This is a genomic window from Rathayibacter sp. VKM Ac-2803 (genome assembly GCF_009807175.1).
Taxonomy (GTDB): Bacteria; Actinomycetota; Actinomycetes; order Actinomycetales; family Microbacteriaceae; genus Rathayibacter.
Genome location: NZ_WUCD01000001.1, coordinates 3,421,567 through 3,445,946, shown reverse-complemented (window position 1 = coordinate 3,445,946; position 24,380 = coordinate 3,421,567). Strand labels below are relative to the sequence as shown.

The window sequence follows — 24,380 nt, the reverse complement described above, 5'->3', positions numbered from 1 at the left end:
GTCCAGACCGGATCGATAGCCTGGGGATGCGCACTCGCGACCCCCACCCCCGCACGATCCGTCTTCCGCGTGCGCCCGCCCCCGAGGAGAACACATGCTCACTGTCAACGCCTACGCCGCTCCCTCCGCCACCGAGCCGCTGGTCCCCACCACCATCGAGCGCCGCGATGTCGGCGCCCACGACGTGCTCATCGAGATCGCCTACTCCGGCATCTGCCACTCCGACATCCACACCGTCCGCGGAGAGTGGGGACCGGTGCAGTACCCGCTGACCGTCGGCCACGAGATCGTCGGCGTCGTCGCCGAGGTCGGCTCCGAGGTCAGCAAGCACAAGGTCGGCGACCGCGTCGGCGTCGGCTGCATGGTCAACTCCTGCCGCGAGTGCGAGAACTGCCTCGCCGGCGAGGAGCAGTACTGCCTCAAGGGCAACACCGGCACCTACGCCTCCGTGGACCGCGACGGCACCATCACCCAGGGCGGCTACTCGACTCACGTCGTGGTCGTCGAGGACTTCGTCCTCCGCGTCCCGGAGTCGATCCCCTACGAGGCCGCCGCGCCGCTGCTGTGCGCCGGCATCACCACCTACTCGCCGCTCTCGCACTGGGAGGCGGGCCCGGGCAAGCGCGTCGCCGTCGTCGGACTCGGCGGGCTCGGCCACATGGCCGTCAAGTTCGCGCACGCCATGGGCGCCGAGGTCACCGTGCTCTCGCAGTCGCTGAGCAAGCAGGAGGACGGCCTCCGCCTCGGAGCCGACCACTACTACGCGACGAAGGACGAGGAGACGTTCACGACGCTCGCCAACACCTTCGACATCATCATCAACACGGTGAGCGCGGTGCTCGATCTCGACGCGTACCTCGGCCTGCTGCGTCGCAACGGCACGATGGTCAACGTCGGTGCCCCCGCCGAGGCCCTGCCGCTGCACGTGTTCACGCTGTTCGGCGCCCGCCGCTCCTTCGCGGGATCGGGCATCGGAGGCATCAAGGAGACCCAGGAGATGCTCGACTTCTGCGCCGAGAAGGGCATCGCGAGCGAGGTCGAGGTCGTCTCGGCGTCGCAGATCAACGAGGCCTACGAGCGCGTGCTCGCCTCGGACGTGCGCTACCGCTTCGTCATCGACGTCGCGACCCTCAAGGGCTGAGCCCCGCGCTAGCCTCGGCGGCATGAGCGAACGAAGCCACCCCGCCGTCGACCGCGTCCTCGCCGATCTCGCGGAGTCGGGCGTCCACCCGCCCGTCCGCTGGCTCGACGAGGCCGCGTCGACGGCGGCGCTCGCCGCGGCGGCGCTCGGGATCGAGGTCGGCCAGATCGCGAACTCGCTGGTGTTCCTGCTCGACGGTGAGCCGCTGCTCGTCCTCACGAGCGGCGGCCACCGCGTCGACACGGCCTGGCTCGGTCAGGAGCTGGGCGGCGTGATCACCCGCGCGTCCGCCTCCCTCGTCAAGGAGGCGACGGGGCAGACCATCGGAGGCGTCGCGCCGGTCGGTCACCCGCAGCGTCTGCGCACGCTGGTCGACGACGAGCTCGCGCAGTACGAGACCGTCTGGGCGGCCGCTGGCCACGCGCGTACCGTCTACCCGACGACCTTCGCCGAGCTCGTCCGCGTCACCGGAGGCGCCCCCCGCGCGGTCGTGCCGCCCGCGGCCGGTCTGCCGGTCGAGTAGCCCGGCAGGCGAAGGCGCTCCGCGTCGCTGCGGCGGGGGGAGAGGTCGGCGCCGCCGCCCTCCCCATGCTGGTCGAGTAGCCCCGCAGGGGCGTATCGAGACCCACCAACGTCAGCGGATCCCGGTGCAGACCCCGCCTTCTGACGGACGTGGATCTCGATACGCCCGCTGCGCGGGTTACTCGATCAGCGAGCTGGCGCCGGACCGCGGTGCGGACTGCTCGATGGGCGAGCCGGCGCCGGATCGCCGCAAGGGCTACTCGATCAGCGGGCTGGCGCCGGACCGTAGTGCGGGTGCTCGATCAACGGGCTGGCCCCGGACCGCACTGCGGCTGCCCGATCAGCGAGCTACCGCCCGCCCCCGGCCCTTCAGCGCGCGCGTCCCGCGCCATCCGCCGCGGTGACGAGGAAGAGTGCGGGCTCGCGGAAGCCCTTCTCGGCGAAGGCGGCGAGGACGGCCTCGCGGACCTCCGCCTCCTTCTCGATCGGCGTGAGCGCGATCGCCGAGCCGCCGAAGCCGCCGCCGGTCATGCGCGCGCCGATCGCTCCCGCGCCGCGGGAGGACTCGACGGCCGTGTCGAGCTCGGGGATCGAGATCTCGAAGTCGTCGCGGAGCGACAGGTGGCCCTCGTCGAGCAGCCCGCCGATCGCTCGCGGGCCCTCCTCGCGGAGGGTGCGCACCGTCGAGAGGACGCGGGCGTTCTCGGTGATGATGTGCCGCACGCGGCGGAACGTGACGTCGTCGAGCAGCTCCTCGGCCTGCGGCAGGTCGTCGACCGACAGCTCGCGCAGCGACTCCACTCCCATGACCGAGGCGCCGAGCTCGCAGGAGGCGCGACGCTCGGCGTAGCCGCCGGTGGCGTGCGCGTGCTCGACGCGGGTGTCGATCACGAGCAGGACGAGTCCCGCCTCCTCGAAGCCGAGCGGGATGACCTCGGTGTCGAGGCTCCGGCAGTCGAGGAACACGGCGGAGTCGCGCTTCCCGAAGAGCGACGCCGACTCGTCCATGATCCCGGTCGGCGCACCGACCGCGACGTTCTCGGCCCTGCGGCCGATCCGGGCGAGAGTCGCGCGGTCGAGGCCCAGCCCCCAGAGCTCGTCGAGGGCCACGGCCATCGCGCACATCAGGGCGGCGGAGCTCGAGAGCCCGGCGCCGACCGGCACGTCGGAGTCGACGAAGGCGTCGAAGCCCGAGCGGCCGTCGAGGTCGACTCCGTACTCCGAGAGCGCCCAGACGACGCCGAGCGGATACGCCGACCAGCCCACGAGCGCGCCGGGGCCGAGGTCGTCGATCGTGGTCTCGACGACCTCGGGGGAGAAGGCGCTCGCGATGCGGATGACGCGGTCCTCCCGGGGAGCGACCGCCATCGCCGTGGCGCGATCGATGGCGAAGGGGAAGACGAAGCCCTCGTTGTAGTCGGTGTGCTCGCCGATCAGGTTCACCCGGCCGGGACCGGCCCACACGCCGGCGGGCTCGCGGTCGTAGGCGCGCTCGAAGTCTCGGACGGCACGCTCGGCGACGGAGTCGAGGGAGGCGCTGGTGTCGGTCATCGGTTCTCCTCGATGCTGCTGGAGTCGGAGACCGTGGCCTCGGGGTTGTCGGCGGCCTCGGCGGCCAGGGTCGCGGCGTCGGCGCGCTCGATGGCGGAGCGCAGAGCGGCGGCGCTCGTCTCGGGGGCGATGTCGCCGATCCAGGCTCCCATCGCGGCCTCGCTGCCCGCGAGGTACTTGAGCTTGCTCTCGGCGCGGCGTGGTGAGGTGATCTGGAGCATCAGCCGCACCTCGTCGCGGCGCTCGTGCACGGGCGCCTGGTGCCAGGCCGAGATGTAGGGGGTCGGCGAGTCGTAGAGCGCGTCGATGCCGCGGAGCAGGCGCTGGTAGACCGTCGCGAGCTCGTCGCGCTCCTCCGGGGTCGTCTCGCTGATGTCGGCGATGTGGCGGTGGGGCAGCAGGTGCACCTCGATGGGCCAGCGCGCCGCGAAGGGAACGAAGGCGGTGAAGTGCTCGCCGCGGATCAGCACGCGCTCGCCGGCCTGCTCGAACGCCAGGATGTCGGCGAAGAGCGTCGGACCGTAGGAGTCGAGCGAGGCGAGGAGGCGGGTCGTCCGGGGGGTCACGTAGGGGTACGAGTAGATCTGCCCGTGCGGGTGGTGCAGGGTGACGCCGATGGCCTCTCCGCGGTTCTCGAACGGGAAGACCTGCTGCACGCCGGGGAGCGCCGAGAGAGCGGCGACGCGGTCGGCCCAGGCCTCGACCACGGTGCGGGCGCGGGAGGCGCTGAGCGTCGCGAACGACCCCTCGTGCTCAGGGCTGAAGCAGACCACCTCGCAGCGGCCGACGCTGGTGAGGGTGCGGCCGAGGCCGAGGGTCCGGAGGTCGTCGAGGGAGGCGGGCGCGTCGGCGTCCTCGAGCAGCGGCCCGAACGACGGCGAGCGGTTCTCGAAGACGGCGACGTCGTAGCGGCTCGGCACCTCCGACGGATTGGTCGGTGAGGCCGGCGCGAGCGGGTCGAGCTCGGCCGGGGGCAGGAACACGCGGTTCTGCCGAGAGGCGGCGATCGACACCCACTCCCCGGTGAGCGGGTCCTGCCGCATGCGCGCGGTGGCGGGGCGCGGATCGAGGACGCGAGCGTCGGCGGCGCGCTCGGGCGGCAGCGTCGTGTCGGCATCGTCGAAGTAGAGGAGCTCGCGGCCGTCGGCGAGGGTGTGCGGGCGCTTGACGACGCCGCCGGTGAGTGTGATCGCTTCGTTCATGACACCGCACACGATAACTCCGGACCTTCGAAAAGGAAAGGCCGTTTTCTCTTTGACAACCGTTCCTGCGGGGGCGACGATGGGCGGATGGCAGAGCCCGAGGCCCAGTCCGCTCTCGAGCGGCGCGTGCGCATGCGCCTGCTCGCCGAGCAGCTCGGGTTCGTCTCGGTCGCCGACCTGTCCGACCGGCTCGGCGTCTCGGTCGTGACCGTGCGCTCCGATCTCGACCAGCTCGCCGGCGAGGGCTCGGTGCAGAGGGTCCGCGGCGGCGCCATCCCCGTCGCCGAGCGCGTCGGCGAGCGCTCGCTCGAGGAGGGCCTGGCCGCCGCCTCCGACGAGAAGGCCGCGATCGGGCGGGAGGCCGCCTCCTCCGTCTCCTCGGGTCAGAGCGTCATCCTCGACGTCGGCACCACCCCGCTCGCCATCGCCCGCGCCCTTGTCGCGCGCGATGATCTGCGAGACGTGACAGTCATCACCAACGGCCTGTCCACCGCTCTCGCCCTCGAGCCCGCGATCCCGCGCTTCACCGTCGTCGTCACCGGGGGCACCCTCCGCCCCCTGCAGCACTCGCTGGTCGAGCCGCTCGCCTCCGAGGTGCTCGAGCGACTGCGCGCCGACGTCGTCTTCATCGGCTGCACCGGCGTGCATCCCGACGCCGGCATCACCAACGTCAACCTCCCGGAGGCGACCCTCAAGCGGCGCATGCTGCACGCGGCGTCGCGCCGCGTCGTCGTCGCCGACTCCCGCAAGCTCGGCGTGGTCGACCTCGGCCGGGTGGCCGCCACCACCGAGTTCGACCGCCTGCTGACCGGGCAGGCGGCGCCCGACGAGATCGTGCGGAGCCTCGAGGGGGCCGGGCTCGCCGTCACCCGCTGCGGAGGGCCGCCTCCGAGGAGCAGTCCGTAGGATTCAGCCATGGCCGACTTCACCCCCGCCCCCGCAACCGGGCGCCAGTTCGCACTCGACCTCACCGCCGAGGGACGCACTCTGCACGCCGTCGTCACGGAGGTCGCCGCAGCGCTGCGCCACCTCTCCGTCGACGGAGTCGAGATCACCGCCTCCTACCCGGACAGCGTCGTTCCGCCGTTCGGCTCGGGAACCGTCCTGATGCCCTGGCCGAACCGCGTCAAGGACGGCAAGTGGCACCACGGCGGCCGCACCCTCCAGCTCGACATCACCGAGCCGAAGTACCACAACGCCCTGCACGGGCTGCTGACCAACACGTCGTACCGGCTCGTCGAGCAGGGCCCGTCCTTCGTCGAGCTGGCCGCCCCCGTCGTCCCGCAGCGCGGCTGGCCGTTCCACCTCGAGACGAGCGTCCGCTACGAGCTCCAGGCCGACGGCCTCAGGGTGGTGCACCGCGTCGTGAACGTCGGGGCCGAGGAGGCGCCGGTCGCGGTCGGCACGCACCCCTTCCTCGCCATCGGCGACGTCCCGACCGACGAGCTCGAGCTCACCGTCGACGCCGCCGTGCACATCGACGTCGACGAGCGGCTCAACCCCACCGGGCAGAGCCCTGTCGACGGCACCGACTGGGATCTCCGCGGCGGACGGCGCATCGGCGACCTCGAGCTCGACGACGCCTGGGCCGATGTCACCGTCGTCGACGGAGAGAGCGTGCACGGCGTGAGCGCGTCCGACGGCCGCCGCGTCCTGATGTGGGCCGACGCCTCGCACAACTACATCCAGGTCTTCATCACCCGCATCTTCCCCGAGGGCGACGACGTCAAGACCGCGATCGCCGTCGAACCGATGACCGCGCCGGCCGACGCCCTCAACTCCGGTCAGGGACTGCGCTGGCTCGAGCCGGGCGAGGAGTGGACCGTCACCTGGGGGATCCGGCACGAGGGGTTCCCCGTCTCGTCATGACGCCGGCGACCACCTCCGCCGGCCGGGACGACGAGGCGAAGCGGGCCGCGCTCGTCCGGATGAAGCGTCTCGCCACCGGCCTGCTCGTGCTGATGGCGATCGTCTTCACCGTCTCCTTCGCCCTGCAGGACCGCAACCCGTGGCTGCAGTGGGTCCGCGCCGCCAGCGAGGGCGGCATGGTCGGTGCGCTCGCCGACTGGTTCGCGGTGACGGCCCTGTTCCGCCGGCCGCTCGGCCTGCCCATCCCGCACACGGCGATCATCCCGACCAAGAAGGACGAGATCGGCGCGAGCCTCGCGCAGTTCGTCGAGGAGAACTTCCTCCGCGGCGCGATCGTGCGCGAGAAGCTCGACTCGTTCGGCATCGCGCGCCGGGCCGGCCAGTGGCTCGCGGAGCCGGTCAACGCCCAGCGGGTCGGCGGCGAGAGCGCAGCGGCCGTCCGGGCCGCGATCGCGCTGCTCGACGACTCCGACGTCCAGCGGGTCATCGAGGCGCTCGCGCGGCGCCATCTGCTCGATCCGCAGTGGGGGCCGCCGCTCGGCTCCCTCGTGGGCGGCATCGTCGAGTCGGGGCACCACCGGCGACTGGTCGACACGCTCGTCGAGCAGGCGGAGCAGTGGCTCGCCGCGAATCCGCAGAGCTTCACCCGCATGGTCAGCGGCCGCCTCCCCAGCTGGCTGCCCTCCGCGGTCAGCAGGGCGGTCGACGAGCGCCTCTACCACGAGGCCCTCGTCTTCGTGGGCGCTGTCCGCGACGACCAGGGCCACCCCCTCCGGATCGCGATCGACGGCTACCTCGCGACCCTCGCGCAGGATCTGGGGACCGACCCCGACCTCATCGCCCGCGTCGAGGAGATCAAGAACCGCGCCTTCGACAGCCCCCGGGTGCGCGATCTCGCCGGCGACGTGTGGGAGACCACGAAGGCGTCGCTGCTCGGGGCGATGGACGACCCCGAGAGCCCCCTCCGCGGCAGCATCGAGTCGATCGTCGTCGACCTCGGCCGCCGGCTCTCGTCCGACGACGCGCTCGCCTCGACCGTCGACACCTGGATCGGGACGGTCGCGGCCAATCTCGTGGACCGCTACCGCACCGACATCGCCAGCATCATCGGCGAGACGATCCAGCGCTGGGACCCTCGCGAGACCTCCGAGAAGCTCGAGCTCCAGGTCGGGAAGGACCTGCAGTTCATCCGGATCAACGGCACCGTCGTCGGGTCGCTCGCCGGCCTGGTCATCTTCACGGTGGCGCACGCCCTGCTCGGGTCGTGACCCGGAGAACGGCGCTGCAGGAGGCTCTCCGCAAGCCCTCGTCGGTGTCGGTGGTCGCGCGTAGCGTCGAGTGCATGAGCGATGACAACACCACCGATCCCGACGTCAAGACCGAGGGCGACGTCCTCGGCGCCCGAGCCGACGACAGCAGCGACACCAGCGCCAGCAAGGACCCGTCCGACTGGGTCACCGGCGACGAGCCGATGACCGGCCCGCAGCGCAGCTACCTCGACACCCTCGCCCGCGAGGCGGGCGAGACCCTGCCCGCCGACCTCACCAAGGCCCAGGCCTCCGAGCACATCGACCGCCTGCAGTCGGCCACAGGCCGCGGCGACGGCAGCTCGAGCTGACCCACCCCCGACCAGGGCGCGCGACGGCCGAGCAATGGTTCCGTCGCGCGGCCCCGGGCCGGGGTGAGGCACGGCTCCGGCGGTGTCCCTAGGGTTCGGGGATGGCGATCTCTCGCACCACGCGGACGGCACTCGACCTGATGGCCGCGGTGCGGGTGCCGGGAGACATCGATCGCCGTCTGGCCCGGCAGGTGACCGCCTCACTCCGCCTCCTGATCGAGGCCGGATCGTTCGGACCGAGCGATCGCGTCCTGCGCCGACGCTCCCGGAGGATGAGGGCGGGGATCTCCTCGCACGGCGCCGACCGTCGCCGCACCTTCGGGACCTCGCAGGGGGCAGACACCCGGCGCTCGGCGGTCTAGAGTTCGGGTCATCCGGTCCGCCGGACGCCTGCGGAGCATCCGATCGGGAGACAGTGCTGTCGCCCGTGATCGCGGATGCCCCGTCGTCGCTCGATCGTGGAGCGCCCCGTCACTGCCGACGCACTGCGCCGACGCCGTCTCGATGAGGAGACCGTCCATGCCGTCCTTCCGTTCCTCCTTCCTCGCTCTCGCCGCCGCCGTCGCCCTCGTGGGCGCCGCCGCGACTCCCGCCCTCGCCGATCACAACGCCGGCGCCAACCTCGACGGCTACGCCTCCACGGACATCTCCTCGAGCGGCTCCTGCTACTACGGCGGCCTCCTGATCGGTGCGCCGGACACGGGTCTGCTCACCACCGACTACCGCTTCGTCCGCAGTGGCGCGTCGCTGACGCTGGTCTGCCTGTACACGAAGATCCCCTCGTTCATCGCCGGCACCGACCAGGGCCTCGGCGACTGGTACGCCCCCACGAGGCCCACCCGCTACGTCGCGGAGGACAAGTGCCTCCCACCCGGCGTCGACTCGGCGGGCGAGCTCTACCCGGACGACCCGGACCGCCCGGTCGACATGGTCGATGCCAAGACCGTCTTCTACCGCTCCACGATGACGATGGTCTGCTTCTGGCCCGACGACCCGACCCGGTGACGCTCGCGGGACGGTCGGCGACCCCTTTCCGCGGGCCGTCCCGCCCCGCCGCGATCCCGGTCGAAGCGGCCAGCCCCGTCACGATCCCGGTCGAAGCGGCCAGCCTCAGCCCACGAAGACACGCCGCCCTTCGCATGCTGGTCGAGTAGCTGCCGCAGGCGGCGTATCGAGACCCACCAGCGTCAGACCCTCACCCCCGAGCCGCCGGCTCTCTCGACCGACCTGCACTTCACCCCTCGCCACTCCGGAAAGGACGACGATGTCCCCTCGCGTCGGCACCCGCAGCGCCGTGACCGTCCGCCTCGTCCACTGGTACCGCACGGACGACGGCTGGGCCTCCGAGATCGTCCAGGGCCGCCTCCTCGAGCACCACGACGGCGTCTGGCGCCTCCTCGTCGGCACGGCCACCCTCGACTACCCCGACAGCGACTGGTCCCTCTGTCACGAGTGACCGCCGCCCGCACTGTCGGACCTCGGGCGTACCGTCGCCGCATGTTCCTTCCTGCCCCTCGTGGCCTTGCCGATCCGGCCGTGGTCGCCGACCGCAAGGCGCTCCTCGCCTCCTCTCCGACCGTTCAGCCCCTGGTCGACTGGAGCCGCGAGCTGGTCGATCGCCGAAGCGCCCTCTCACCCGAGCGAGGAGAGAACGATGTGCGGACGGTCGTGCCCCACTTCGATCCCGCTGAAGCCGGGATCGAGGCGCGGGTGCTGATCCTGATGGAGGCTCCCGGTCCCATGACGAACTCCTCGAACCGTCGGCCGGGCTCCGGCTTCATCTCCGCCGATAACGACGATCAGACCGCCGCCAACTGCTGGAACCTCCGCGACGAGGTCGGGCTGACCGATCACACCCTGCACTGGAACATCGTGCCGTGGTACCTGGGAGTGGCGAGCCGGAAACCCACGTCGCGCGAACTCGAGGACGGCGCCACCGAACTCCGTGGACTTCTACGCCTCCTGACCGAGGTGCGTGTCGTGGTCGCGGCCGGTCTTTACGCGCAGAAGGGCTGGAAGCGTCTTCCCCATGGCGCGGTCTCCTCCGACATGCGTGTGATCGACACGTGGCACCCCTCACCGCTCGCACTCAAGCAGCCCGGCAAGAGGGACGAGCTCCGGCGTGCATTCGCGGAGGCGGCGGACATCGCCGCGGAATGAGCGTGACGCCGCTGCAGCCGGCCCGGGGGAGTGCCTCGCGAGGGTGGGCCCCGTCGGGCTCGAACCGACGACCCGCGGATTAAAAGTCCGCTGCTCTGCCAACTGAGCTAGAGGCCCGCGGCATCCAGGGTAGCGCCCGGCGTGGTCGTCGAAGGCGCGGGGCATACCCCGGGCCGCCCGCGCGTTACCCTCCTCGGACCGATGAAAGCGATCGGCGACGCACCCCCACCGCGGAAGGCGGCTCCATGACAGACGGCTTCCACAAGCCGACCAAGTTCCCCTCCCACGTCTTCGAGGCGTTCCAGGGAGGAGAGGACCCGGCGCAGATCAGCCGCGTCGCGCACGAGACGGCCATCGCGCTGCTCAGCCGCGTGCGGAACGACCCCGACCCGGTGATCATCGATCGCCTCGTCGAGTACACCGACCACAACGGCATCGACGCGCTCGCCGAGCTGTGGGCACGCTCCAGCGCGGCCAGCCTGCCGGGCGCGCTCTGGCGCATCTACCTGCTCCGCCTCGTGATCCGCCAGGATCCCGAGAGCACGAGCTTCCTCTACCAGCGGGGCGTCGAGCTGTCGGCGACGATCGACCCGGTCGTGGCCGGAGCGGTCACTCCGACGGGGCCCGCCGAGATCACCGAGCTCGCCGACCGGATCCTCCGCGGCGTGTTCGACGGCGACTTCGCGGTGGCGCTCGACAGGGCGGCCGCGTTCTGCCGGGTGAGCGCCTCCGGTGCCGCCTCCGTCGCCGACGACGTCGAGTTCACCGACGAGGCGCGCGCCAGCGAGCTGACCACGCGTGCTCTCCGCCTCTCGACGACCGCCGCCGAGCTCGTCAGCTGCGCGCGGCTGTGGCGCAGCGACTCCCTCGAGTAGAGCCCTCCGCAACCCCGCCGCGCCTCCGCAACCCCGCCGCGCCTCCGCAACCCCGCCGCGCCCCGCGTTCTCCGACTGCGAACGCCCCTCGCGGGTACCCGGGGGGCAGCCGGTACACTGGCGGTGGCCGGATCGCAGTAACCCCGGGCTCCACTTATAGCCGCTTCGAGCGGCCTCGCGCCGAGAGGCGTTTCTGCGGTCCGGCCCCCTCATCTCCGCGTCGGAGCGGCCGGGCGAGGGCCCGCGGCGAGCGATCGTCCCGATCCCCGACAGGCAGGCGTGATCCGGAATGAAGAGTCCCAAGGCGCTCCGGATCGCTGCGCGGCTGGTGGCCGGCCTCGGCCTGGTCCTCGCCGCCGTCCTCTACTTCCTCGCCGCCCCCGGTGTCGACTCCGCGGACGGGGCGCTGCTCGGCGGCGGAGTGGTCGTGTCGCAGGGCGCGATCATGCGCACGCTCGCGATCCTCGACCTCGCCGCCGGCGTCTGGGTCCTCGTGCGCCCCCGCAGTTCTCCGGGGCTGACCGCCGCTCTCGTCGCGATCGTCTCGCTGTGGCTGTCCCCCCGACTGTCCGCTCCGGCTCTCGTCGATGCCGGCGCCCTGTCGCTCGATGTCCGTTTCGTGACTCACCCGCTCGAAGTGTCGGTCGTGATCGCGGGCCTGGCCGTGGCAGCCTTCTGGATGACCCGGAACCTCAAGAACCGGGCACGAGCGGGGCAGCACGGATGAGCGACGACACGACGGCGGATGCCGGAGCGCTCCTCGAGCGCATCACGAACGGCGATCAGCGGGCCTTCTCCGAGCTGTACGACCTCTTCGCGTCCCGGGTGCTGGGGCTCGTCATCCGCGTCCTCGTCGATCGTGCGCAGTCCGAGGAGGTCACCCAGGAGGTGTTCCTCGAGATCTGGCAAACCGCTGGACGATTCGCTCCGAATAAAGGGAGCGCGACGACCTGGATCCTCACGATGGCACACCGCAGGGCCATCGATCGAGTACGCGCGGCTCAAGCGGGCCGCGATAGGGACGTCCGCATCGGTATCCGAGATCTCGGTCGTGAGTACGACCAGGTCGCGGAGCAGGCGGAGGTGTCCCTCGAGCATGAGAAGGTCGCAGCCGCACTCGGCAGGCTCACCGAGCTCCAGCGCCAGGCGCTGCAGCTCGCGTACTACGGCGGATACTCGCACAGTGAGATCGCGGGGATCCTGAAGTGCCCCATAGGCACCGTCAAGACACGACTCCGCGACGGAATGATCAGACTTCGAGAAGAGATGGGGGTGGCCCTGTGAACGACACGCACGATTCCGATGGCCCCGCCGATCCGCGAGAGCTCGCTGCCGGCCATGCGCTCGGCATCCTGACGCCGGCGGAGGAGGCCCGGTTCACCCGGTACCTCCTCGAGCACCCGGAGGCGCGGGACGAGGTCGACGACTTCTCGGCCGTCGCCGAGGCTCTCGCCGCCAGTGCGCCCCCGGTCGCGCCGTCACCGGCGCTGAAGGCCGACCTGATGGCTCTCATCGCCACGACACCGCAGCTGCCCTCGTCGCCCGAGGACGACTCCCAGCAGGACGACGCCCGGCAGGACGGGTCCCCGCGTCTGCACGCCGTCGACCCGCTCGACGAGGCGCCCGCCCCCGCGCGTCACAGCGCGGAGGCTAGGAGCCGCAGCCGCTGGTTCGCGCGCCCTGCCGTCTACCTCTCGGCCGCCGCCGCAGCTGCGGTCATCATCGTCGGGGGAGTGACCCTCCCGCCGCTGCTGTCTCCTGACGCCGGTCAGACGCAGCAGCAGACCGCGCTCGAGCAGATCCGCAGCGCCCCCGACGTGCAGGAGACCGTGAGCGCGCTCGCCACCGGCGAGTCGGCGACGCTGGTCTGGTCGAGCTCGCTCGGCCGCTCGGCGCTCGTCGTCGACGACCTCGCGCCGCTGCCCGAGGACAAGACCTACGAGCTCTGGTACATCGGCACCTCGGGCGCCGTCCCCGCCGGCACCTTCGACGGAGGAGACGGCCGCACGGTCGCGCCTCTCGAGGGCACGCTCGCCGAAGGCGCCGTGGTCGCCGTCACGGTCGAGGACGCGGGCGGATCCGACGTCCCGACCACGGATCCGATCCTGGCGATCTCGACCGCCTGAGTCCTCGGCAGCAACGCAGAAGAGCCGCACTCCCGGAGGAGTGCGGCTCTTCTGCGTTCGCGACGGGAACGGATCAGCCGAAGCGGCCCGACACGTAGTCCTCGGTCGCCTGGACCGACGGGCGCGAGAAGATCGTCGCGGTGTCGTCGTACTCGATGAGCTTGCCCGGCTTGCCGGTACCCGCGATGTTGAAGAACGCGGTGCGGTCCGAGACGCGCGAGGCCTGCTGCATGTTGTGGGTCACGATCACGATCGTGTACTCGTTCTTGAGCTCCTCGATGAGGTCCTCGATGGCGAGAGTCGAGATCGGGTCGAGCGCCGAGCAGGGCTCGTCCATCAGCAGGACGTCGGGCGAGACCGCGATCGCGCGGGCGATGCACAGACGCTGCTGCTGTCCACCCGAGAGCCCGGATCCCGGCTTCTCGAGGCGGTCCTTGACCTCGTTCCAGAGGTTCGCACCCTGGAGCGACTTCTCGACGAGCGCGTCGGCGTCGGACTTCGAGATGCGGCGGTTGTTCAGCTTGACGCCCGCGAGGACGTTGTCGCGGATCGACATCGTGGGGAACGGGTTCGGACGCTGGAAGACCATGCCCACCTGACGGCGCACGAGCACCGGGTCGACGCCCTGGCCGTAGAGGTTGTTCCCGTCGATCAGCACCTCGCCGTCGACGTAGGCACCGGGGATGACCTCGTGCATGCGGTTGAGCGTGCGGAGGAAGGTGGACTTGCCGCAGCCCGACGGGCCGATGAAGGCGGTGACGGTGCGGGGCTCGATGGTGAGACCGACTCCCTCGACCGCGAGGAACTTGCTGTAGTAGACGTTGAGGTCGTTGACTTCGATGCGCTTGGACAACGGAGATCCTTAGGGTTAGCGGCCGAGCTTGGGGGCGAAGATGCGCGCGACCATGCGTGCGAGGAGATTGAGGATCATGACGATCAGGATGAGGACCAGCGCGCCGGTCCAGGCCCGATCGAGGTAGGCGCTCGCGTCGGAGCCCTGATCGGCGTACTGGCGGAAGACGAACACCGGGAGGGTCATCATCCGGTCGTCGAACGGGTTGTAGTTCATCGACTGCGTGAAGCCGGCGACGATCAGGAGCGGTGCGGTCTCGCCGATGACACGGGCGATCGAGAGCATGACTCCCGTGACGATGCCGGCGATCGAGGTCGGGAGGACGATCTTGACGACGGTGAGCCATTTGGGCACGCCGAGGGCGAAGGACGCCTCGCGCAGCTCGTTCGGGACCAGCCGCAGCATCTCCTCCGTCGAGCGGACCACGACGGGGATCATCAGCACCGACAGCGCCAGTGCGCCGCCGAAGCCCATGCGGACGCCGTCGTCGAAGAAGAGGACGAGGAGGGCGTAGGCGAAGAGGCCGGCCACGATCGACGGGATGCCGGTCATGACGTCCACGAAGAAGGTGATCCCGCGAGCCAGCGATCCCCGGCCGTACTCGACCAGGTAGATGGCCGTCATCAGGCCGATCGGGATCGAGATCAGCGCGGCGATCGCGGTGATGATGACCGTTCCCATGATGGCGTGCAGCGCTCCGCCGCCCTCTCCGACGACGTTGCGCATCGAGGAGGTGAAGAAGAGCAGGTCGAACCGCGCGGCACCGGCGGTGATCGCGGTGTACATCAGTGAGATCAGCGGGATCAGCGCGATGACGAACGCAGCGGTCACGAGGGTCGTGACGACGCGGTCGGTCGCTCGGCGCGCGCCCTCGACGAGCCGCGCGATGACGAAGACGGCGATCGTGTAGAGCACCGCCGCGAAGAACACGGTGCCGACGATGTCGAAGCCATCGGTCGTGCCCGAGACGGCGAGGAGTCCGTAGACGAGCGCCATGATGGCGAGGCTGCCGCCCAGGAGGGCTGCCGGGGCCCACTTCGGGAGCTGGCCGTTCGTGAGCGTGTTGACCGGAGCGAGCGGCGCGTCCTCGACGCGGCGCTGCCTGGGCGGAGTGATCGTGACCATCAGTTCGCTCCCGAGAAGGCCTTGCGGCGGTTGATGATGTAGCGGGCGAGCATGTTGACCAGCAGCGTGATGACGAACAGCATCAGGCCCGAGGCGACCAGCTCGTTGACCTTCAGGCCGTAGGCCTCGGGGAAGCTCAGCGCGATGTTCGCCGCGACGGTGTTCGAGTTCGTGGACTGCAGCAGCGCGAAGTTCACGACGAACGAGGGCGACAGGACGATCGCGACCGCCATCGTCTCGCCGAGTGCACGGCCGAGGCCGAGCATCGAGGCCGAGATGATGCCGGGGCGGCCGAAGGGCAGGACCGCGGTGCGGACCATCTCCCAGCGGGTCGCGCCGAGGGCGAGTGCCGCCTCCTCGTGCAGTGTCGGCGTCTGGAGGAACACCTCGCGGGAGATGGCGGTGATGATCGGCAGGATCATGACGGCCAGCACCAGTGCGACGGTGAGGATCGTGCGACCGGTGCCCGAGACGGGGCCGGCGAAGAGCGGGAACCAGCCGAACGCATCCGTGAGGAACGTGTAGAACGGCTGGACGAACGGCGCCAGGACGGTGATGCCCCAGAGGCCGAAGACCACCGACGGCACGGCTGCCAGGAGGTCGATGATGTAGCCGAGCCCCTGTGCCAGGCGGCGGGGCGCGTAGTGCGAGATGAAGAGCGCGATGCCGATCGAGATCGGCACGGCCACGACCAGCGCGAGGGCCGCCGCGTAGACGGTGCCGAAGACCAGCGGACCGACGTACGCCCAGAAGCCTGCGCCACCCGAGATGTTGTCGGCGGGTGCGGTGAGAGCGGGGATCGACTGGACGACGAGGAAGAGGGCGACGGCCGCCAGGATGATGAGGATCAGTGTGCCCGAGGCGACTGCCGATCCGGCGAAGATCCGGTCGGCCGGTCGCTGCTTCGCCTTGATGGCGCCGACTGGCCGCTCAACGGTGCTCATGGTGATTCCCTGCGTTCGATGGAGAGAGGGGGTGCGAGCCGAGAGGCGGCCCCGAACCGAGTATGGTCGGGGCCGCCTCTCGAGGGGGGATTACTTGATCGACTCGATCGAGGTCGCGACCTGGGCCGAGAGCTCGGACGAGAGCGGCGCGGCGCCGGCGGAGGAGGCGGCCTCGGCCTGGCCCTCTTCGCTGGTCACGTAGCCGAGGTACGCCTTGACGAGCTCAGCCGTCGCGGGGTCCTGGTACTCCTGGCACGCGATGAGGTAGCTCACCAGGACGATCGGGTAGACACCCGACTCCTCGGTGGCGTAGTCGATCTCGTACGCGATGTCGTTCTCGGGACGGTCGGTCGCCTCGGGCGACGCGTCGACGATCGCGGCAGCGGCCTCGGGGGAGTACTCGACGAACTCCTCGCCGACCTGGATCTTCGCGGTGCCGAGCTCACCGGCGCGCGAGGCGTCGGCGTAGCCGATGGTGTTCTGGCCGTTGGTCACGGTGTCGATGACGCCCGAGGTGCCCTGGGCGGCCTCGCCGCCCTCGTAGGGCCAGACTCCGTCCGGCTCGGCGTCCCAGACGTCGGGCGCGGTGGTGTTGAGGTACGCGGCGAAGTTCTCGGTGGTTCCCGAGTCGTCCGAGCGGTGGACCGCGGTGATGTTGGCGTCCGGGAGGGTCGCGTCGGGGTTCAGCGCAGCGATCTCGGGAGCGTTCCACTTGGTGATGGTGCCCTTGAAGATGCCCGCGGTCGTGGCGGCGTCGAGGTTCAGCTCGTCGAGGCCCTCCACGTTGAAGACGATCGCGATGGGCGAGATGTACGCGGGGACGTCGATGGCCGAGGTGCCCTCGGCGCACTTGCCGAAGGTGCCCTCGAGCTCCTCGAGCTTCAGCGCACGGTCGGAACCGGCGAAGTCGGCGCCGCCGGCGATGAACGCCTCGCGGCCCGCGCCGGAGCCGTCGGGGGAGTAGTTGACGGTGACGCCGGGGTTCGCACCCTGGAAGGCGGCGACCCAGGTCTCCTGAGCGGAGCCCTGCGACGACGCGCCGATTCCGTTGAGGGTTCCTTCGAGGCTGCTGGAGGACTCGGAGGATCCGCCGGTGGCGGTGTCACCTTCGTTGGCGGCGCAGGAGGTGAGAGCGAGGGCTGCGACGGCAGCGATGACGGCCGTCTGGCCGAGGCGCGAGAAACGCACGGATATCCCTTTCGGGTAGGAAAGCATGGAGACAGAACAGGGCTTGGTGCGGCCCGCAGGCGACAGTACGGAGCAGTCGTGTCCTGACCGCGACCGCTCGGTGAACGCGGGGTGAACGGCGGGGTGGCCCATTGCCCGATCCCGGTGCGCGGAGCAGGGTTCGCACTCGCCCCGGGAGCGTCAGGCCAGCGGCGTGTGCGTCTCGACCGCGACGATGCCCGAGCCGGGGTGCTCAGTCGAGAGGTGGACCACGGTGAAGCCGCCGGTGGGCAGGTCGGACGCCTCGTCGAGGTAGGCGCCGAGCGGAGTCGCCGTCGCCAGCGCGATCTCGCGCAGGATCTCGGGGATGACCGGGCCGTGGCTGCACAGTACGGCCGACTTGCGCGCTCGCACACGCTTGCCGACGACGGAGCGCACATCGGCGGACCCGCGCTCGAACGCCTCCTGGCTGATGTCCTCCGAGAGCCGGACGGGACGCTTCACCAGTGCGGAGAGGGGGGAGATCGTTGCGCGGCAGCGCTTCGCCGTGCTCGAGATCAGGCGGCGCGGGCGCCAGGCGGCGACGGCGCGGGCGGCCGCCGCAGCCTCCTCGGTGCCCCTGCGGTTGAGGCGGCGGGTCGAGTCGCGGCCGTCCCAGGAGGAGGGGGGCACTGCCTTCGCGTGCCGGAGCACCACGATCGCGAAGGTGTCGAGCGTGCCGCGGGCGACGATGCGGGCGAACTCGTCCACGATCGCCACGTCGTGCGGGTAGGTCAGGTAGCTGCGGGCCTTCTTGACGCTCACCCACTCGAGCGCCTCCACCTCGTCGTTGGGGACGAAATCGGAGGCGAGGACGGCCTTCTCGGTGACCTGCGCCGCCCAGTAGTAGACCGCCTTCGCCCGACCGTTCGGGAGGGAGTACTCGGTCGAGCCGAGCGGGACGCCGAGCGCCACGGCGAGCCCCGTCTCCTCGCGGATCTCGCGGACCGCCGTCTCGGCCAGCGACTCGCCGGGGTCGACCTTGCCCTTGGGCAGGCTGACGTCCCTCCGGTGCGGTCGGTGGATCACCAGGAGGTGCGGTCGGCCCTCGATGAGCCGCCAGCACACGGCTCCTGCGGCGAAGACGGTGCCCGTCACGGCGTCAGCGGTTCGACACGCGCGAGGCGGACCGGGACGCCGCGCGCTTGCGGTGCGAGATGTGCTGCATCAGCCGGTTCTGGAGGTCGGACAGCGGGGCGCCGTCCTCGTCGAGGTGGTGCCGTGTCCAGGTGCCGTCCGAGCCGAGCCACCACGAGGCGGTCCTCTCGTCCATCGCCCGCACGAACATGTCCTCGATCTCGGCGAGGTGCGCGGGTTCGACGATCCGCACCAGTGCTTCGACGCGACGATCGAGGTTGCGGTGCATCATGTCGGCGCTGCCGATGAACACGTCGGGCTCTCCGCCGTTGACGAAGCTGAAGATGCGCGAGTGCTCGAGGTAGCGGCCGAGGATCGAGCGGACGCGGATGTTCTCGGAGAGGCCCTCCTGCCCGGGCTTGAGGCCGCAGATGCCGCGGACCCAGACGTCGACCGGGACGCCGGCCTGGCTGGCGCGGTAGAGGGCGTCGATCACGGCCTCGTCGACGATCGAGTTGACCTTGATCCGGATGCCGGAGGGCAGCCCGTTGCGGGCGTTCTCGGTCTCGGCCTCGATGCGCTTGAGCAGGCCCTTGCGCAGGTGGCGCGGTGCGACGAGCAGGCGCTTGAACTTCTTCTCGATCGCGTAGCCCGACAGCTCGTTGAAGAGGCGCGTCAGGTCCTTGCCCACCTCGGCGTCGGCCGTCAGCAGCCCCAGATCCTCGTAGATGCGCGAGGTCTTCGGGTTGTAGTTGCCGGTGCCGATGTGGGAGTAGTGCCGGAGGACCCCGCCCTTCTCCTGGCGGATCACGAGCGCGAGCTTGCAGTGGGTCTTGAGCCCGACGAGTCCGTAGACCACGTGCACGCCGGCCTTCTCGAGCTTGCGCGCCCACGAGATGTTGGCCTGCTCGTCGAAGCGCGCCTTGATCTCGACCAGCGCCAGCACCTGCTTGCCCGATTCGGCCGCGTCGATCAGGGCCTCGACGATGGGGGAGTCGCCCGACGTGCGGTAGAGCGTCTGCTTGATCGCGAGCACGTCGGGGTCGGCCGCCGCCTGCTCGAGGAACGCCTGGACGCTCGTCGCGAAGGACTCGTAGGGGTGGTGCAGGAGCACGTCGCCGCGCGAGACCGCCTTGAAGATGTCCTGACGCTGGTTCGAGTCGCTCGGCGAGAGCTGGACGGCCGTCGTCGGCACGTGGTTCGGGTACTTCAGATCGGGCCGGTCGATCTTCTGCAGGCTGAAGAGCCCGCTGAGATCCAGCGGAGCCGGGAGCTTGTAGACCTCCTGCGTCGTGATGTCGAGCTCGCGGACGAGCAGCCCGAGGGTCTCGTCGTCCATGTCGTCGGTGACCTCGAGCCGGATGGGCGGGCCGAACCGGCGACGGAGCAGTTCTTTCTCGAGCGCCTTGATGAGGTTCTCTGTCTCGTCCTCGTCGACCTCGACGTCCTCGTTGCGGGTGATCCGGAAGACGTGGTGGTCGAGGATCTCCATGCCCGGGAAGAGGTCGTCGAGCTGGTTCGCGATGAGGTCTTCGAGCGAGATGAAGCGCATCGGCTCGCCGGGAGCGGCGACACCGGCGATGCGGACGAAGCGCGGCAGCATCTGCGGCACCTTGAGGCGCGCGAACTCGGTCTTCTGCGTCTTCGGGTTGCGCACGCGCACCGAGAGGTTGAGCGAGAGCCCCGAGATGTAGGGGAACGGGTGGGCCGGGTCGACCGCGAGCGGCATGAGCACCGGGAAGATCTGGGCCGAGAAGTAGTCGTCGAGCACCTCACGCTCGGCGTCGCTGAGCTCGCTCCACCGCACGATGTCGATGCCGGAGTCGCGCAGGGCCGGCTCGACCAGCTCCTTGAACGCCCGCGAGTGGCGCTGCTGCAGCAGGTGCGCCTTCTCGGAGATGTCGGTCAGCACGTCGACCGGGACGCGGCCGATGTTGGTCGGCAGCGCGAGACCCGTGAGGATGCGCCGCTTCAGGCCCGCCACCCGGACCATGAAGAACTCGTCGAGGTTCGACGAGAAGATCGCCAGGAAGTTCGCCCGCTCGAGCGCGGGCACCAGCGGATCCTCGGCGAGCTCGAGCACGCGCTGGTTGAACGCCAGCCAGCTCAGCTCGCGATCGAGGTAGCGGTTGTCGGGGAGCAGGGGGTCGGAGTGCTCCTCCTCGTCGTCGAAGTCGTCGTCGAGCTCGTCGCTCAGGCCGTCCTCGAGAATCAGGTTGTCGCCGTCCATGCGTCCATCCTGGCACCGCGTCCGTGTGCGTCGCGCCGCCGGTGGTGAATGCGGGGTGAACGCGGCCTGGGGAGGAGGCTCGAGGTCAGCGGACCGCGGGAGCCCGCTGCAGGTACTGCACGTCGACGGAGGCGTCGACGAATCCCAGCGAGCGGTAGAGCGCGACGGCCGAGCGGTTCTCGGCCTCGACGTAGAGATCGGCGGCGGTGCAGCCCCGCTCGACCATCCGCGCGAGGCCCGCTCCGAGCAGCGCCCGGCCGAGGCCGTGGCCCGCCGCCTCGGGGGCGATGCCGAGCACGTAGATCTCACCGGTCGTCGATCCGGGCTCGATCTTGAGCCAGTCGTAGCCCACGAGCGCGCCGCTCGCGTCGCGGAGCAGGAGGAAGTCGCCCTCGTCGAACCACGGCTCGGCGCGTCGGGCGGCGAGGTCGTCCTCGGTCAGCCGACCCTGCTCGGGGTGCGCGGCGAAGACGCGGGCGTTGAGGGCGACCCACTCCGCGGGGTCGAGATCGCGGGCGTCCGAGAGGGCGAAGCCGTCGGGGACGACGACCTCGGGTGCGCTGAGCGGATCGAGCGCCAGGTGCAGCAGCGTCCTGACGGGCGAGAAGCCGTGCGACGCCGCGAGGGCCCGCGCCGCGGGGTGATCGCCGTGCGCCCAGGCCAGCAGCCCCGTCCGGCCGCTCGCGAGGACCTGCTCGAGGGCCGCGCGACCGAAGCCGACGCCTCGCCACTCCGGATCGACCACGAACTCGAGCTCGCCCTGGCCGAGGACCGCCGCGGCGACGACGACATCGGCGCGGAGGCCGATCAGGAGCGTCCGCGAGCCGGCCCTCGCATCGACCAGCGTCTGATCGCTGAACGGGGGCTGCTCGTCGAACCAGGTGGCGCGACCGATGAGGTGCTCGAGCCCCGCGGACACCGCGGGGTCGGACAGGTTCTCAACCGAGAGATTGAGCGACTCGCTCATTGTCCTCTTCATAGACGTTGAAGCGGTATCCGACGTTGCGGACCGTGCCGATGAGCGACTCGAGGTCGCCGAGCTTCGCGCGCAGGCGCCGGACGTGCACGTCGACGGTGCGCGTGCCTCCGAAGTAGTCGTAGCCCCACACCTCGCTGAGCAGCTGCTCGCGGGTGAAGACCCGCGAGGGGTGCGTGGCGAAGAAGCGCAGGAGCTCGAACTCCTTGAAGGTGAGGTCGAGCGGGCGCCCGTGCACCTTGGCCGAGTAGCTCGCCTCGTCGATGACGACACCGGACGCCTGGATCCGCGACGCCGACTGCTCCTGTGCGAGGCGGCCGATGACGAGGCGGATGCGCGCGTCGACCTCGGCGGGGCCGGCGGAGTCGAGGATCACGTCGTTCACGCCCCAGTCGGCGCTCACCGCGGTGAGGCCCCCCTCGGTGAGGATGAGGATGAGGGGGACGTTGATCCCGGTGGTGGTGAGGATCTTGCAGAGCGACTTCGCGCTGGCGAGGTCCTGCCGGGCGTCGACGAAGATGAGGTCGCAGCTCGGTGCGTTCACGAGATGCGCGGGTTCGGCCGGGATCTGCCGGGTCTTGTGGCTGAGCAGCCCCAGAGCGGGCAGTACCTCGGTGCCCCCCGCAGAGGTCAGTATCAACAACTGCGCCACGGATCCTCCAGAACTGTCTGCGGCAATACTAGCGGCGGGCCGGGAGGGCCGATCGCCTGGGGCACAATTGACGGATGAGCGGGGACCGAGTGGGCGTGGGGATCGTCTGGGCGCTGGCTCTCGTCGGCTCGGTGGTCACTCTGGTCGTCGCTCCGGCCGGATCCGCGCAGCTCTGGCTCGCGCTGACCTTCGGCGGATGCGTGCTCGCCACCTTCGCGGTGCAGCTCGCCGTCGCCCGCGCCTCCGGCTACCTGCTCCGCACGATGACGAGCATGGTCGGGGCGATGGTCATCGTCGGCCTCGCCAGCGGCGTCGCCGCTCTCGCCTCCCGCTGAATCCCCTCCGGCCCGCGCCCGTGTCGGCGTCGCCGCCTAGGATGGGGACCATGCTTCTCGCCCTCGAACTCTTCTATCTCGGACTGCTCGGGCTCGCCTCGCTCGCCATCGCGTGGGTCTCGGGCATCGTCGTCTTCAAGCTCTACCGCGGCCAGCGCTAGCCGCCGGGTCAGAGCCGGTTTGGTCTCGCTGCCGTCGGGCCTCCCGCCCGAGCTCGTCCCCCTGTCCTGGCTGCTCGGCGTCTGGGAGGGCTCGGGCGTCGTCGACTACGTCGTCGGCGACGACTCCGTCCAGGCCGAGTTCGGCCACCGCATCAGCTTCAGCTACGACGGGCTGCCGTACCTCAACTACAGCTCCTACACCTGGCTGATCGAGGACGAGAACGACGAGGTCGGCCACCGCCCGCTCGTCAGCGAGACGGGGTACTGGCGCCTCAGCCGTCCGCTCACCGATGCGGACGCCGGCCCGGCGATGCTGCCCGGTCGCGGCGCTCCCGCGTTCCCCGACGCCGAGTCGGTCGAGACCCTCCGCAACGCCGCTGGCGGCTTCGAGCTCGAGGTCTCCCTCGTGCACCCCGACGGCGTCAGCGAGCTCTACCTCGGTCAGGTCAAGGGTCCGCGCATCGACCTCGCGACCGACGCCGTCATGCGCACCGCTGCGGCGAAGGACTACGCGGCGGCCACGCGCCTCTACGGCCTCGTCGACGACCACCTGCTCTGGGCGTGGGACATCGCCGCGCTCGGCCAGGGCCTCCGCACCCACGCCTCAGGGAGGCTCGCCCGTGTCGACTGACCCGATCTCACCGCTCCTCTCGGTCGCCGGAGCCGTCGCGACGGCGAGCATCGCCGAGCCGGGTGTCGCCGCGCACTACGGCGAGCCGTTCCGCGAGCAGCGCGCACTCGCCGCGGGCACGGCGCTCGTCGACCTCTCGGGTCGCGGAGTCGTCACCGTCACCGGCCCCGACCGGCTCACCTGGCTCGACTCCCTCACCAGCCAGTCCCTCGCACGGCTCGCACCGGGTGCCTCCGCCGAGACCCTGCTGCTCGACCCGTCCGGTCGCATCGAGCACGTCATCCGCGTGGTCGACGACGGAGAGACCGCGTGGCTGCTCCTCGACCGCGACGAGACCGCGGGACTCGCGGCCTGGCTCGACCGGATGCGGTTCATGCTCCGGGTCGAGATCGCCGATCGCACCGACGAGTTCGCGACTCTCGCGACGCTGGGCGACTCCTCCGCCACCACCCTCGCGCTCTCGCTGGGCGGCGTCAGCTGGCTCGACCCGTGGTCGCAGGTGCAGCCCGGCGGCTGGCAGTACGCGGCCGTCGAGGAGCACCCTGCGGCGTCCTGGCTCTACCGCGAGACCCTCGTGCCGCGTGCCGTGCTCGTCGAGCTGGCCGCGAGGGCCGCGAGCGCCGGAGTCGCGCTGGCCGGCTCCGACGCACTCGAGGCCCTCCGCATCGCAGCGTGGCGCCCGCGTCACGCCACCGAGGTCGACGACCGCTCGATCCCGCACGAGCTCGACCTGCTCCGCTCCTCCGTGCACCTGGCCAAGGGGTGCTACCGGGGCCAGGAGACCGTCGCCAAGGTGCACAACCTCGGGCACCCACCGCGGCGCCTCGTGCTCCTGCAGCTCGACGGCTCCGACTCCGCCCTTCCCGGGCACGGTGACCCGGTCACCGCGCTGAAGGGCGGCGAACCGGTCGAGGTCGGCGCCGTCACCTCGAGCGCCTGGCACTACGAGGACGGACCGATCGCCCTCGCCGTCGTCAAGCGCTCCGTGCCCGTCGAGAACGAGCTCACCGTCCTCGCCGGCGACGTCCGCGTCGCCGCCTCGCAGGAGGTCGTCGTCCCGCCCGGAGCCGGTGCGGAGGCGGGGGTGCCCCGCCTGCCCCGACTCGGGGCGAAGACCAGGTAGGCC

The 24,380-nt window shown here is 70.7% G+C and carries 27 protein-coding genes and 1 tRNA gene; 17 read left to right on the top strand and 11 right to left on the bottom strand.

Annotation, left to right across the window (positions count from 1 at the left end):
• Positions 1-94: 94 nt before the first annotated feature.
• Together GRS96_RS16125 and GRS96_RS16120 are read left to right on the top strand one after the other, a co-directional pair.
• Positions 95-1,141: an NAD(P)-dependent alcohol dehydrogenase gene (locus GRS96_RS16125; protein ID WP_159852245.1), complete on the top strand. Its 1,047-nt coding sequence runs from the start codon at positions 95-97 to the stop codon at positions 1,139-1,141.
• Between the two features lie 22 nt (positions 1,142-1,163).
• On the top strand, positions 1,164-1,664 hold the full coding sequence (locus GRS96_RS16120; protein ID WP_159988963.1) for a YbaK/EbsC family protein: 501 nt from the start codon (positions 1,164-1,166) through the stop codon (positions 1,662-1,664).
• A 368-nt stretch (positions 1,665-2,032) separates the two neighbouring features.
• Here GRS96_RS16120 and galK read toward each other — a convergent pair whose 3' ends face one another.
• Positions 2,033-3,214, bottom strand: a complete 1,182-nt coding sequence (galK, locus tag GRS96_RS16115; protein ID WP_159988962.1) for a galactokinase — start codon at positions 3,212-3,214, stop codon at positions 2,033-2,035.
• On the bottom strand, positions 3,211-4,416 hold the full coding sequence (galT, locus tag GRS96_RS16110) for a galactose-1-phosphate uridylyltransferase (protein WP_159988961.1): 1,206 nt from the start codon (positions 4,414-4,416) through the stop codon (positions 3,211-3,213). Before galT ends, galK begins: the two co-directional genes overlap by 4 nt.
• Positions 4,417-4,503: 87 nt before the next feature.
• Here galT and GRS96_RS16105 point away from each other — a divergent pair, with 87 nt between their 5' ends.
• The 8 genes from GRS96_RS16105 (at position 4,504) to GRS96_RS16070 (ending at position 10,063) form a co-directional block, all read left to right on the top strand.
• Positions 4,504-5,322, top strand: coding sequence for a DeoR/GlpR family DNA-binding transcription regulator (locus GRS96_RS16105; protein WP_159852237.1), 819 nt, complete (start codon positions 4,504-4,506; stop codon positions 5,320-5,322).
• Positions 5,323-5,331: 9 nt separating this feature from the next.
• Positions 5,332-6,285, top strand: a complete 954-nt coding sequence (locus tag GRS96_RS16100) for an aldose 1-epimerase family protein (RefSeq protein WP_159988960.1) — start codon at positions 5,332-5,334, stop codon at positions 6,283-6,285.
• Entirely contained in the window at positions 6,282-7,553 is a 1,272-nt protein-coding gene (locus GRS96_RS16095) for a DUF445 domain-containing protein (RefSeq protein WP_159988959.1), read from the top strand. The genes GRS96_RS16100 and GRS96_RS16095 overlap by 4 nt, the downstream gene beginning before the upstream one ends.
• A 74-nt stretch (positions 7,554-7,627) precedes the next feature.
• The gene (locus GRS96_RS16090) at positions 7,628-7,903 is read left to right on the top strand and encodes a DUF3072 domain-containing protein (RefSeq protein ID WP_159852232.1); all 276 of its coding nucleotides are present in this window, start codon (positions 7,628-7,630) and stop codon (positions 7,901-7,903) included.
• 101 nt (positions 7,904-8,004) lie between these two features.
• Positions 8,005-8,265, top strand: a complete 261-nt coding sequence (locus GRS96_RS16085; protein ID WP_159988958.1) for a hypothetical protein — start codon at positions 8,005-8,007, stop codon at positions 8,263-8,265.
• A 157-nt stretch (positions 8,266-8,422) separates the two neighbouring features.
• A complete protein-coding gene (locus GRS96_RS16080) occupies positions 8,423-8,908 on the top strand; it encodes a hypothetical protein (RefSeq protein ID WP_159988957.1) in 486 nt (161 codons plus the stop codon).
• Positions 8,909-9,167: 259 nt separating this feature from the next.
• Positions 9,168-9,359: a hypothetical protein gene (locus tag GRS96_RS16075; protein WP_159852230.1), complete on the top strand. Its 192-nt coding sequence runs from the start codon at positions 9,168-9,170 to the stop codon at positions 9,357-9,359.
• A complete protein-coding gene (locus GRS96_RS16070) occupies positions 9,356-10,063 on the top strand; it encodes a uracil-DNA glycosylase (RefSeq protein ID WP_236553642.1) in 708 nt (235 codons plus the stop codon). Before GRS96_RS16075 ends, GRS96_RS16070 begins: the two co-directional genes overlap by 4 nt.
• Positions 10,064-10,107: 44 nt before the next feature.
• Here the strand turns inward: GRS96_RS16070 and GRS96_RS16065 are convergent.
• A tRNA-Lys gene (locus GRS96_RS16065) sits at positions 10,108-10,180 on the bottom strand.
• A 128-nt stretch (positions 10,181-10,308) separates the two neighbouring features.
• Here GRS96_RS16065 and GRS96_RS16060 point away from each other — a divergent pair.
• The 4 genes from GRS96_RS16060 to GRS96_RS16045 all read left to right on the top strand — a co-directional run bounded on the left by GRS96_RS16060 (position 10,309) and on the right by GRS96_RS16045 (position 13,064).
• Positions 10,309-10,938 (top strand): DNA-directed RNA polymerase subunit beta, encoded by a 630-nt coding sequence (locus GRS96_RS16060; protein ID WP_159852229.1) that lies wholly within the window; start codon positions 10,309-10,311, stop codon positions 10,936-10,938.
• A 289-nt stretch (positions 10,939-11,227) separates the two neighbouring features.
• On the top strand, positions 11,228-11,665 hold the full coding sequence (locus GRS96_RS16055) for a hypothetical protein (RefSeq protein WP_159852228.1): 438 nt from the start codon (positions 11,228-11,230) through the stop codon (positions 11,663-11,665).
• Positions 11,662-12,222, top strand: coding sequence for an ECF RNA polymerase sigma factor SigK (gene sigK / locus GRS96_RS16050; RefSeq protein WP_159852227.1), 561 nt, complete (start codon positions 11,662-11,664; stop codon positions 12,220-12,222). The genes GRS96_RS16055 and sigK overlap by 4 nt, the downstream gene beginning before the upstream one ends.
• Complete coding sequence (locus GRS96_RS16045) at positions 12,219-13,064, top strand: anti-sigma factor (protein ID WP_159988956.1); 846 nt, start codon at positions 12,219-12,221, stop codon at positions 13,062-13,064. Before sigK ends, GRS96_RS16045 begins: the two co-directional genes overlap by 4 nt.
• 73 nt (positions 13,065-13,137) lie before the next feature.
• Here GRS96_RS16045 and pstB read toward each other — a convergent pair whose 3' ends face one another.
• The 8 genes from pstB to GRS96_RS16005 form a co-directional block, all read right to left on the bottom strand.
• On the bottom strand, positions 13,138-13,917 hold the full coding sequence (pstB, locus tag GRS96_RS16040; RefSeq protein ID WP_159852225.1) for a phosphate ABC transporter ATP-binding protein PstB: 780 nt from the start codon (positions 13,915-13,917) through the stop codon (positions 13,138-13,140).
• Positions 13,918-13,932: 15 nt separating this feature from the next.
• Positions 13,933-15,042, bottom strand: coding sequence for a phosphate ABC transporter permease PstA (gene pstA, locus GRS96_RS16035; RefSeq protein WP_159988955.1), 1,110 nt, complete (start codon positions 15,040-15,042; stop codon positions 13,933-13,935).
• Positions 15,042-15,986 carry a phosphate ABC transporter permease subunit PstC gene (pstC, locus tag GRS96_RS16030; RefSeq protein ID WP_159852221.1) on the bottom strand — a complete coding sequence of 315 codons (945 nt, stop codon included), beginning with the start codon at positions 15,984-15,986 and terminating at the stop codon, positions 15,042-15,044. The genes pstA and pstC overlap by 1 nt, the downstream gene beginning before the upstream one ends.
• Positions 15,987-16,076: 90 nt before the next feature.
• A complete protein-coding gene (locus tag GRS96_RS16025; protein WP_159852219.1) occupies positions 16,077-17,174 on the bottom strand; it encodes a phosphate ABC transporter substrate-binding protein PstS in 1,098 nt (365 codons plus the stop codon).
• 180 nt (positions 17,175-17,354) lie between these two features.
• Complete coding sequence (locus tag GRS96_RS16020; protein WP_159988954.1) at positions 17,355-18,290, bottom strand: NUDIX hydrolase; 936 nt, start codon at positions 18,288-18,290, stop codon at positions 17,355-17,357.
• Between the two features lie 4 nt (positions 18,291-18,294).
• Positions 18,295-20,499: an RNA degradosome polyphosphate kinase gene (locus tag GRS96_RS16015; protein WP_159852215.1), complete on the bottom strand. Its 2,205-nt coding sequence runs from the start codon at positions 20,497-20,499 to the stop codon at positions 18,295-18,297.
• Positions 20,500-20,584: 85 nt separating this feature from the next.
• Positions 20,585-21,466, bottom strand: a complete 882-nt coding sequence (mshD, locus tag GRS96_RS16010; RefSeq protein ID WP_159988953.1) for a mycothiol synthase — start codon at positions 21,464-21,466, stop codon at positions 20,585-20,587.
• Positions 21,438-22,127: a winged helix-turn-helix domain-containing protein gene (locus tag GRS96_RS16005; protein WP_056037016.1), complete on the bottom strand. Its 690-nt coding sequence runs from the start codon at positions 22,125-22,127 to the stop codon at positions 21,438-21,440. Before GRS96_RS16005 ends, mshD begins: the two co-directional genes overlap by 29 nt.
• Positions 22,128-22,201: 74 nt before the next feature.
• On the opposite strand from GRS96_RS16005, the gene GRS96_RS16000 reads away from it, so the two are divergent.
• The 3 genes from GRS96_RS16000 to ygfZ all read left to right on the top strand — a co-directional run bounded on the left by GRS96_RS16000 (position 22,202) and on the right by ygfZ (position 24,377).
• On the top strand, positions 22,202-22,462 hold the full coding sequence (locus tag GRS96_RS16000) for a hypothetical protein (protein WP_159852211.1): 261 nt from the start codon (positions 22,202-22,204) through the stop codon (positions 22,460-22,462).
• Positions 22,463-22,642: 180 nt separating this feature from the next.
• Positions 22,643-23,254, top strand: a complete 612-nt coding sequence (locus GRS96_RS15995) for an FABP family protein (protein ID WP_159988952.1) — start codon at positions 22,643-22,645, stop codon at positions 23,252-23,254.
• Positions 23,244-24,377, top strand: coding sequence for a CAF17-like 4Fe-4S cluster assembly/insertion protein YgfZ (gene ygfZ / locus GRS96_RS15990; protein ID WP_159988951.1), 1,134 nt, complete (start codon positions 23,244-23,246; stop codon positions 24,375-24,377). The genes GRS96_RS15995 and ygfZ overlap by 11 nt, the downstream gene beginning before the upstream one ends.
• Positions 24,378-24,380 lie beyond the last annotated feature (3 nt).

Bases quoted from the DNA above. Each gene is read 5' to 3' on its own strand.
- GRS96_RS16000 (WP_159852211.1), top strand. From the start codon at position 22,202: ATGAGCGGGGACCGAGTGGGCGTGGGGATCGTCTGGGCGCTGGCTCTC.
- galK (WP_159988962.1), bottom strand. From the start codon at position 3,214: ATGACCGACACCAGCGCCTCCCTCGACTCCGTCGCCGAGCGTGCCGTC.
- galT (WP_159988961.1), bottom strand. From the start codon at position 4,416: ATGAACGAAGCGATCACACTCACCGGCGGCGTCGTCAAGCGCCCGCAC.
- GRS96_RS16055 (WP_159852228.1), top strand. From the start codon at position 11,228: ATGAAGAGTCCCAAGGCGCTCCGGATCGCTGCGCGGCTGGTGGCCGGC.
- GRS96_RS16100 (WP_159988960.1), top strand. From the start codon at position 5,332: ATGGCCGACTTCACCCCCGCCCCCGCAACCGGGCGCCAGTTCGCACTC.
- pstC (WP_159852221.1), bottom strand. From the start codon at position 15,986: ATGAGCACCGTTGAGCGGCCAGTCGGCGCCATCAAGGCGAAGCAGCGA.
- GRS96_RS16015 (WP_159852215.1), bottom strand. From the start codon at position 20,499: ATGGACGGCGACAACCTGATTCTCGAGGACGGCCTGAGCGACGAGCTC.
- GRS96_RS16105 (WP_159852237.1), top strand. From the start codon at position 4,504: ATGGCAGAGCCCGAGGCCCAGTCCGCTCTCGAGCGGCGCGTGCGCATG.
- mshD (WP_159988953.1), bottom strand. From the start codon at position 21,466: ATGAGCGAGTCGCTCAATCTCTCGGTTGAGAACCTGTCCGACCCCGCG.
- GRS96_RS16095 (WP_159988959.1), top strand. From the start codon at position 6,282: ATGACGCCGGCGACCACCTCCGCCGGCCGGGACGACGAGGCGAAGCGG.
- GRS96_RS16120 (WP_159988963.1), top strand. From the start codon at position 1,164: ATGAGCGAACGAAGCCACCCCGCCGTCGACCGCGTCCTCGCCGATCTC.
- GRS96_RS16080 (WP_159988957.1), top strand. From the start codon at position 8,423: ATGCCGTCCTTCCGTTCCTCCTTCCTCGCTCTCGCCGCCGCCGTCGCC.
- GRS96_RS16090 (WP_159852232.1), top strand. From the start codon at position 7,628: ATGAGCGATGACAACACCACCGATCCCGACGTCAAGACCGAGGGCGAC.
- GRS96_RS16060 (WP_159852229.1), top strand. From the start codon at position 10,309: ATGACAGACGGCTTCCACAAGCCGACCAAGTTCCCCTCCCACGTCTTC.
- sigK (WP_159852227.1), top strand. From the start codon at position 11,662: ATGAGCGACGACACGACGGCGGATGCCGGAGCGCTCCTCGAGCGCATC.
- GRS96_RS16085 (WP_159988958.1), top strand. From the start codon at position 8,005: ATGGCGATCTCTCGCACCACGCGGACGGCACTCGACCTGATGGCCGCG.
- pstA (WP_159988955.1), bottom strand. From the start codon at position 15,042: ATGGTCACGATCACTCCGCCCAGGCAGCGCCGCGTCGAGGACGCGCCG.
- GRS96_RS16075 (WP_159852230.1), top strand. From the start codon at position 9,168: ATGTCCCCTCGCGTCGGCACCCGCAGCGCCGTGACCGTCCGCCTCGTC.
- GRS96_RS16125 (WP_159852245.1), top strand. From the start codon at position 95: ATGCTCACTGTCAACGCCTACGCCGCTCCCTCCGCCACCGAGCCGCTG.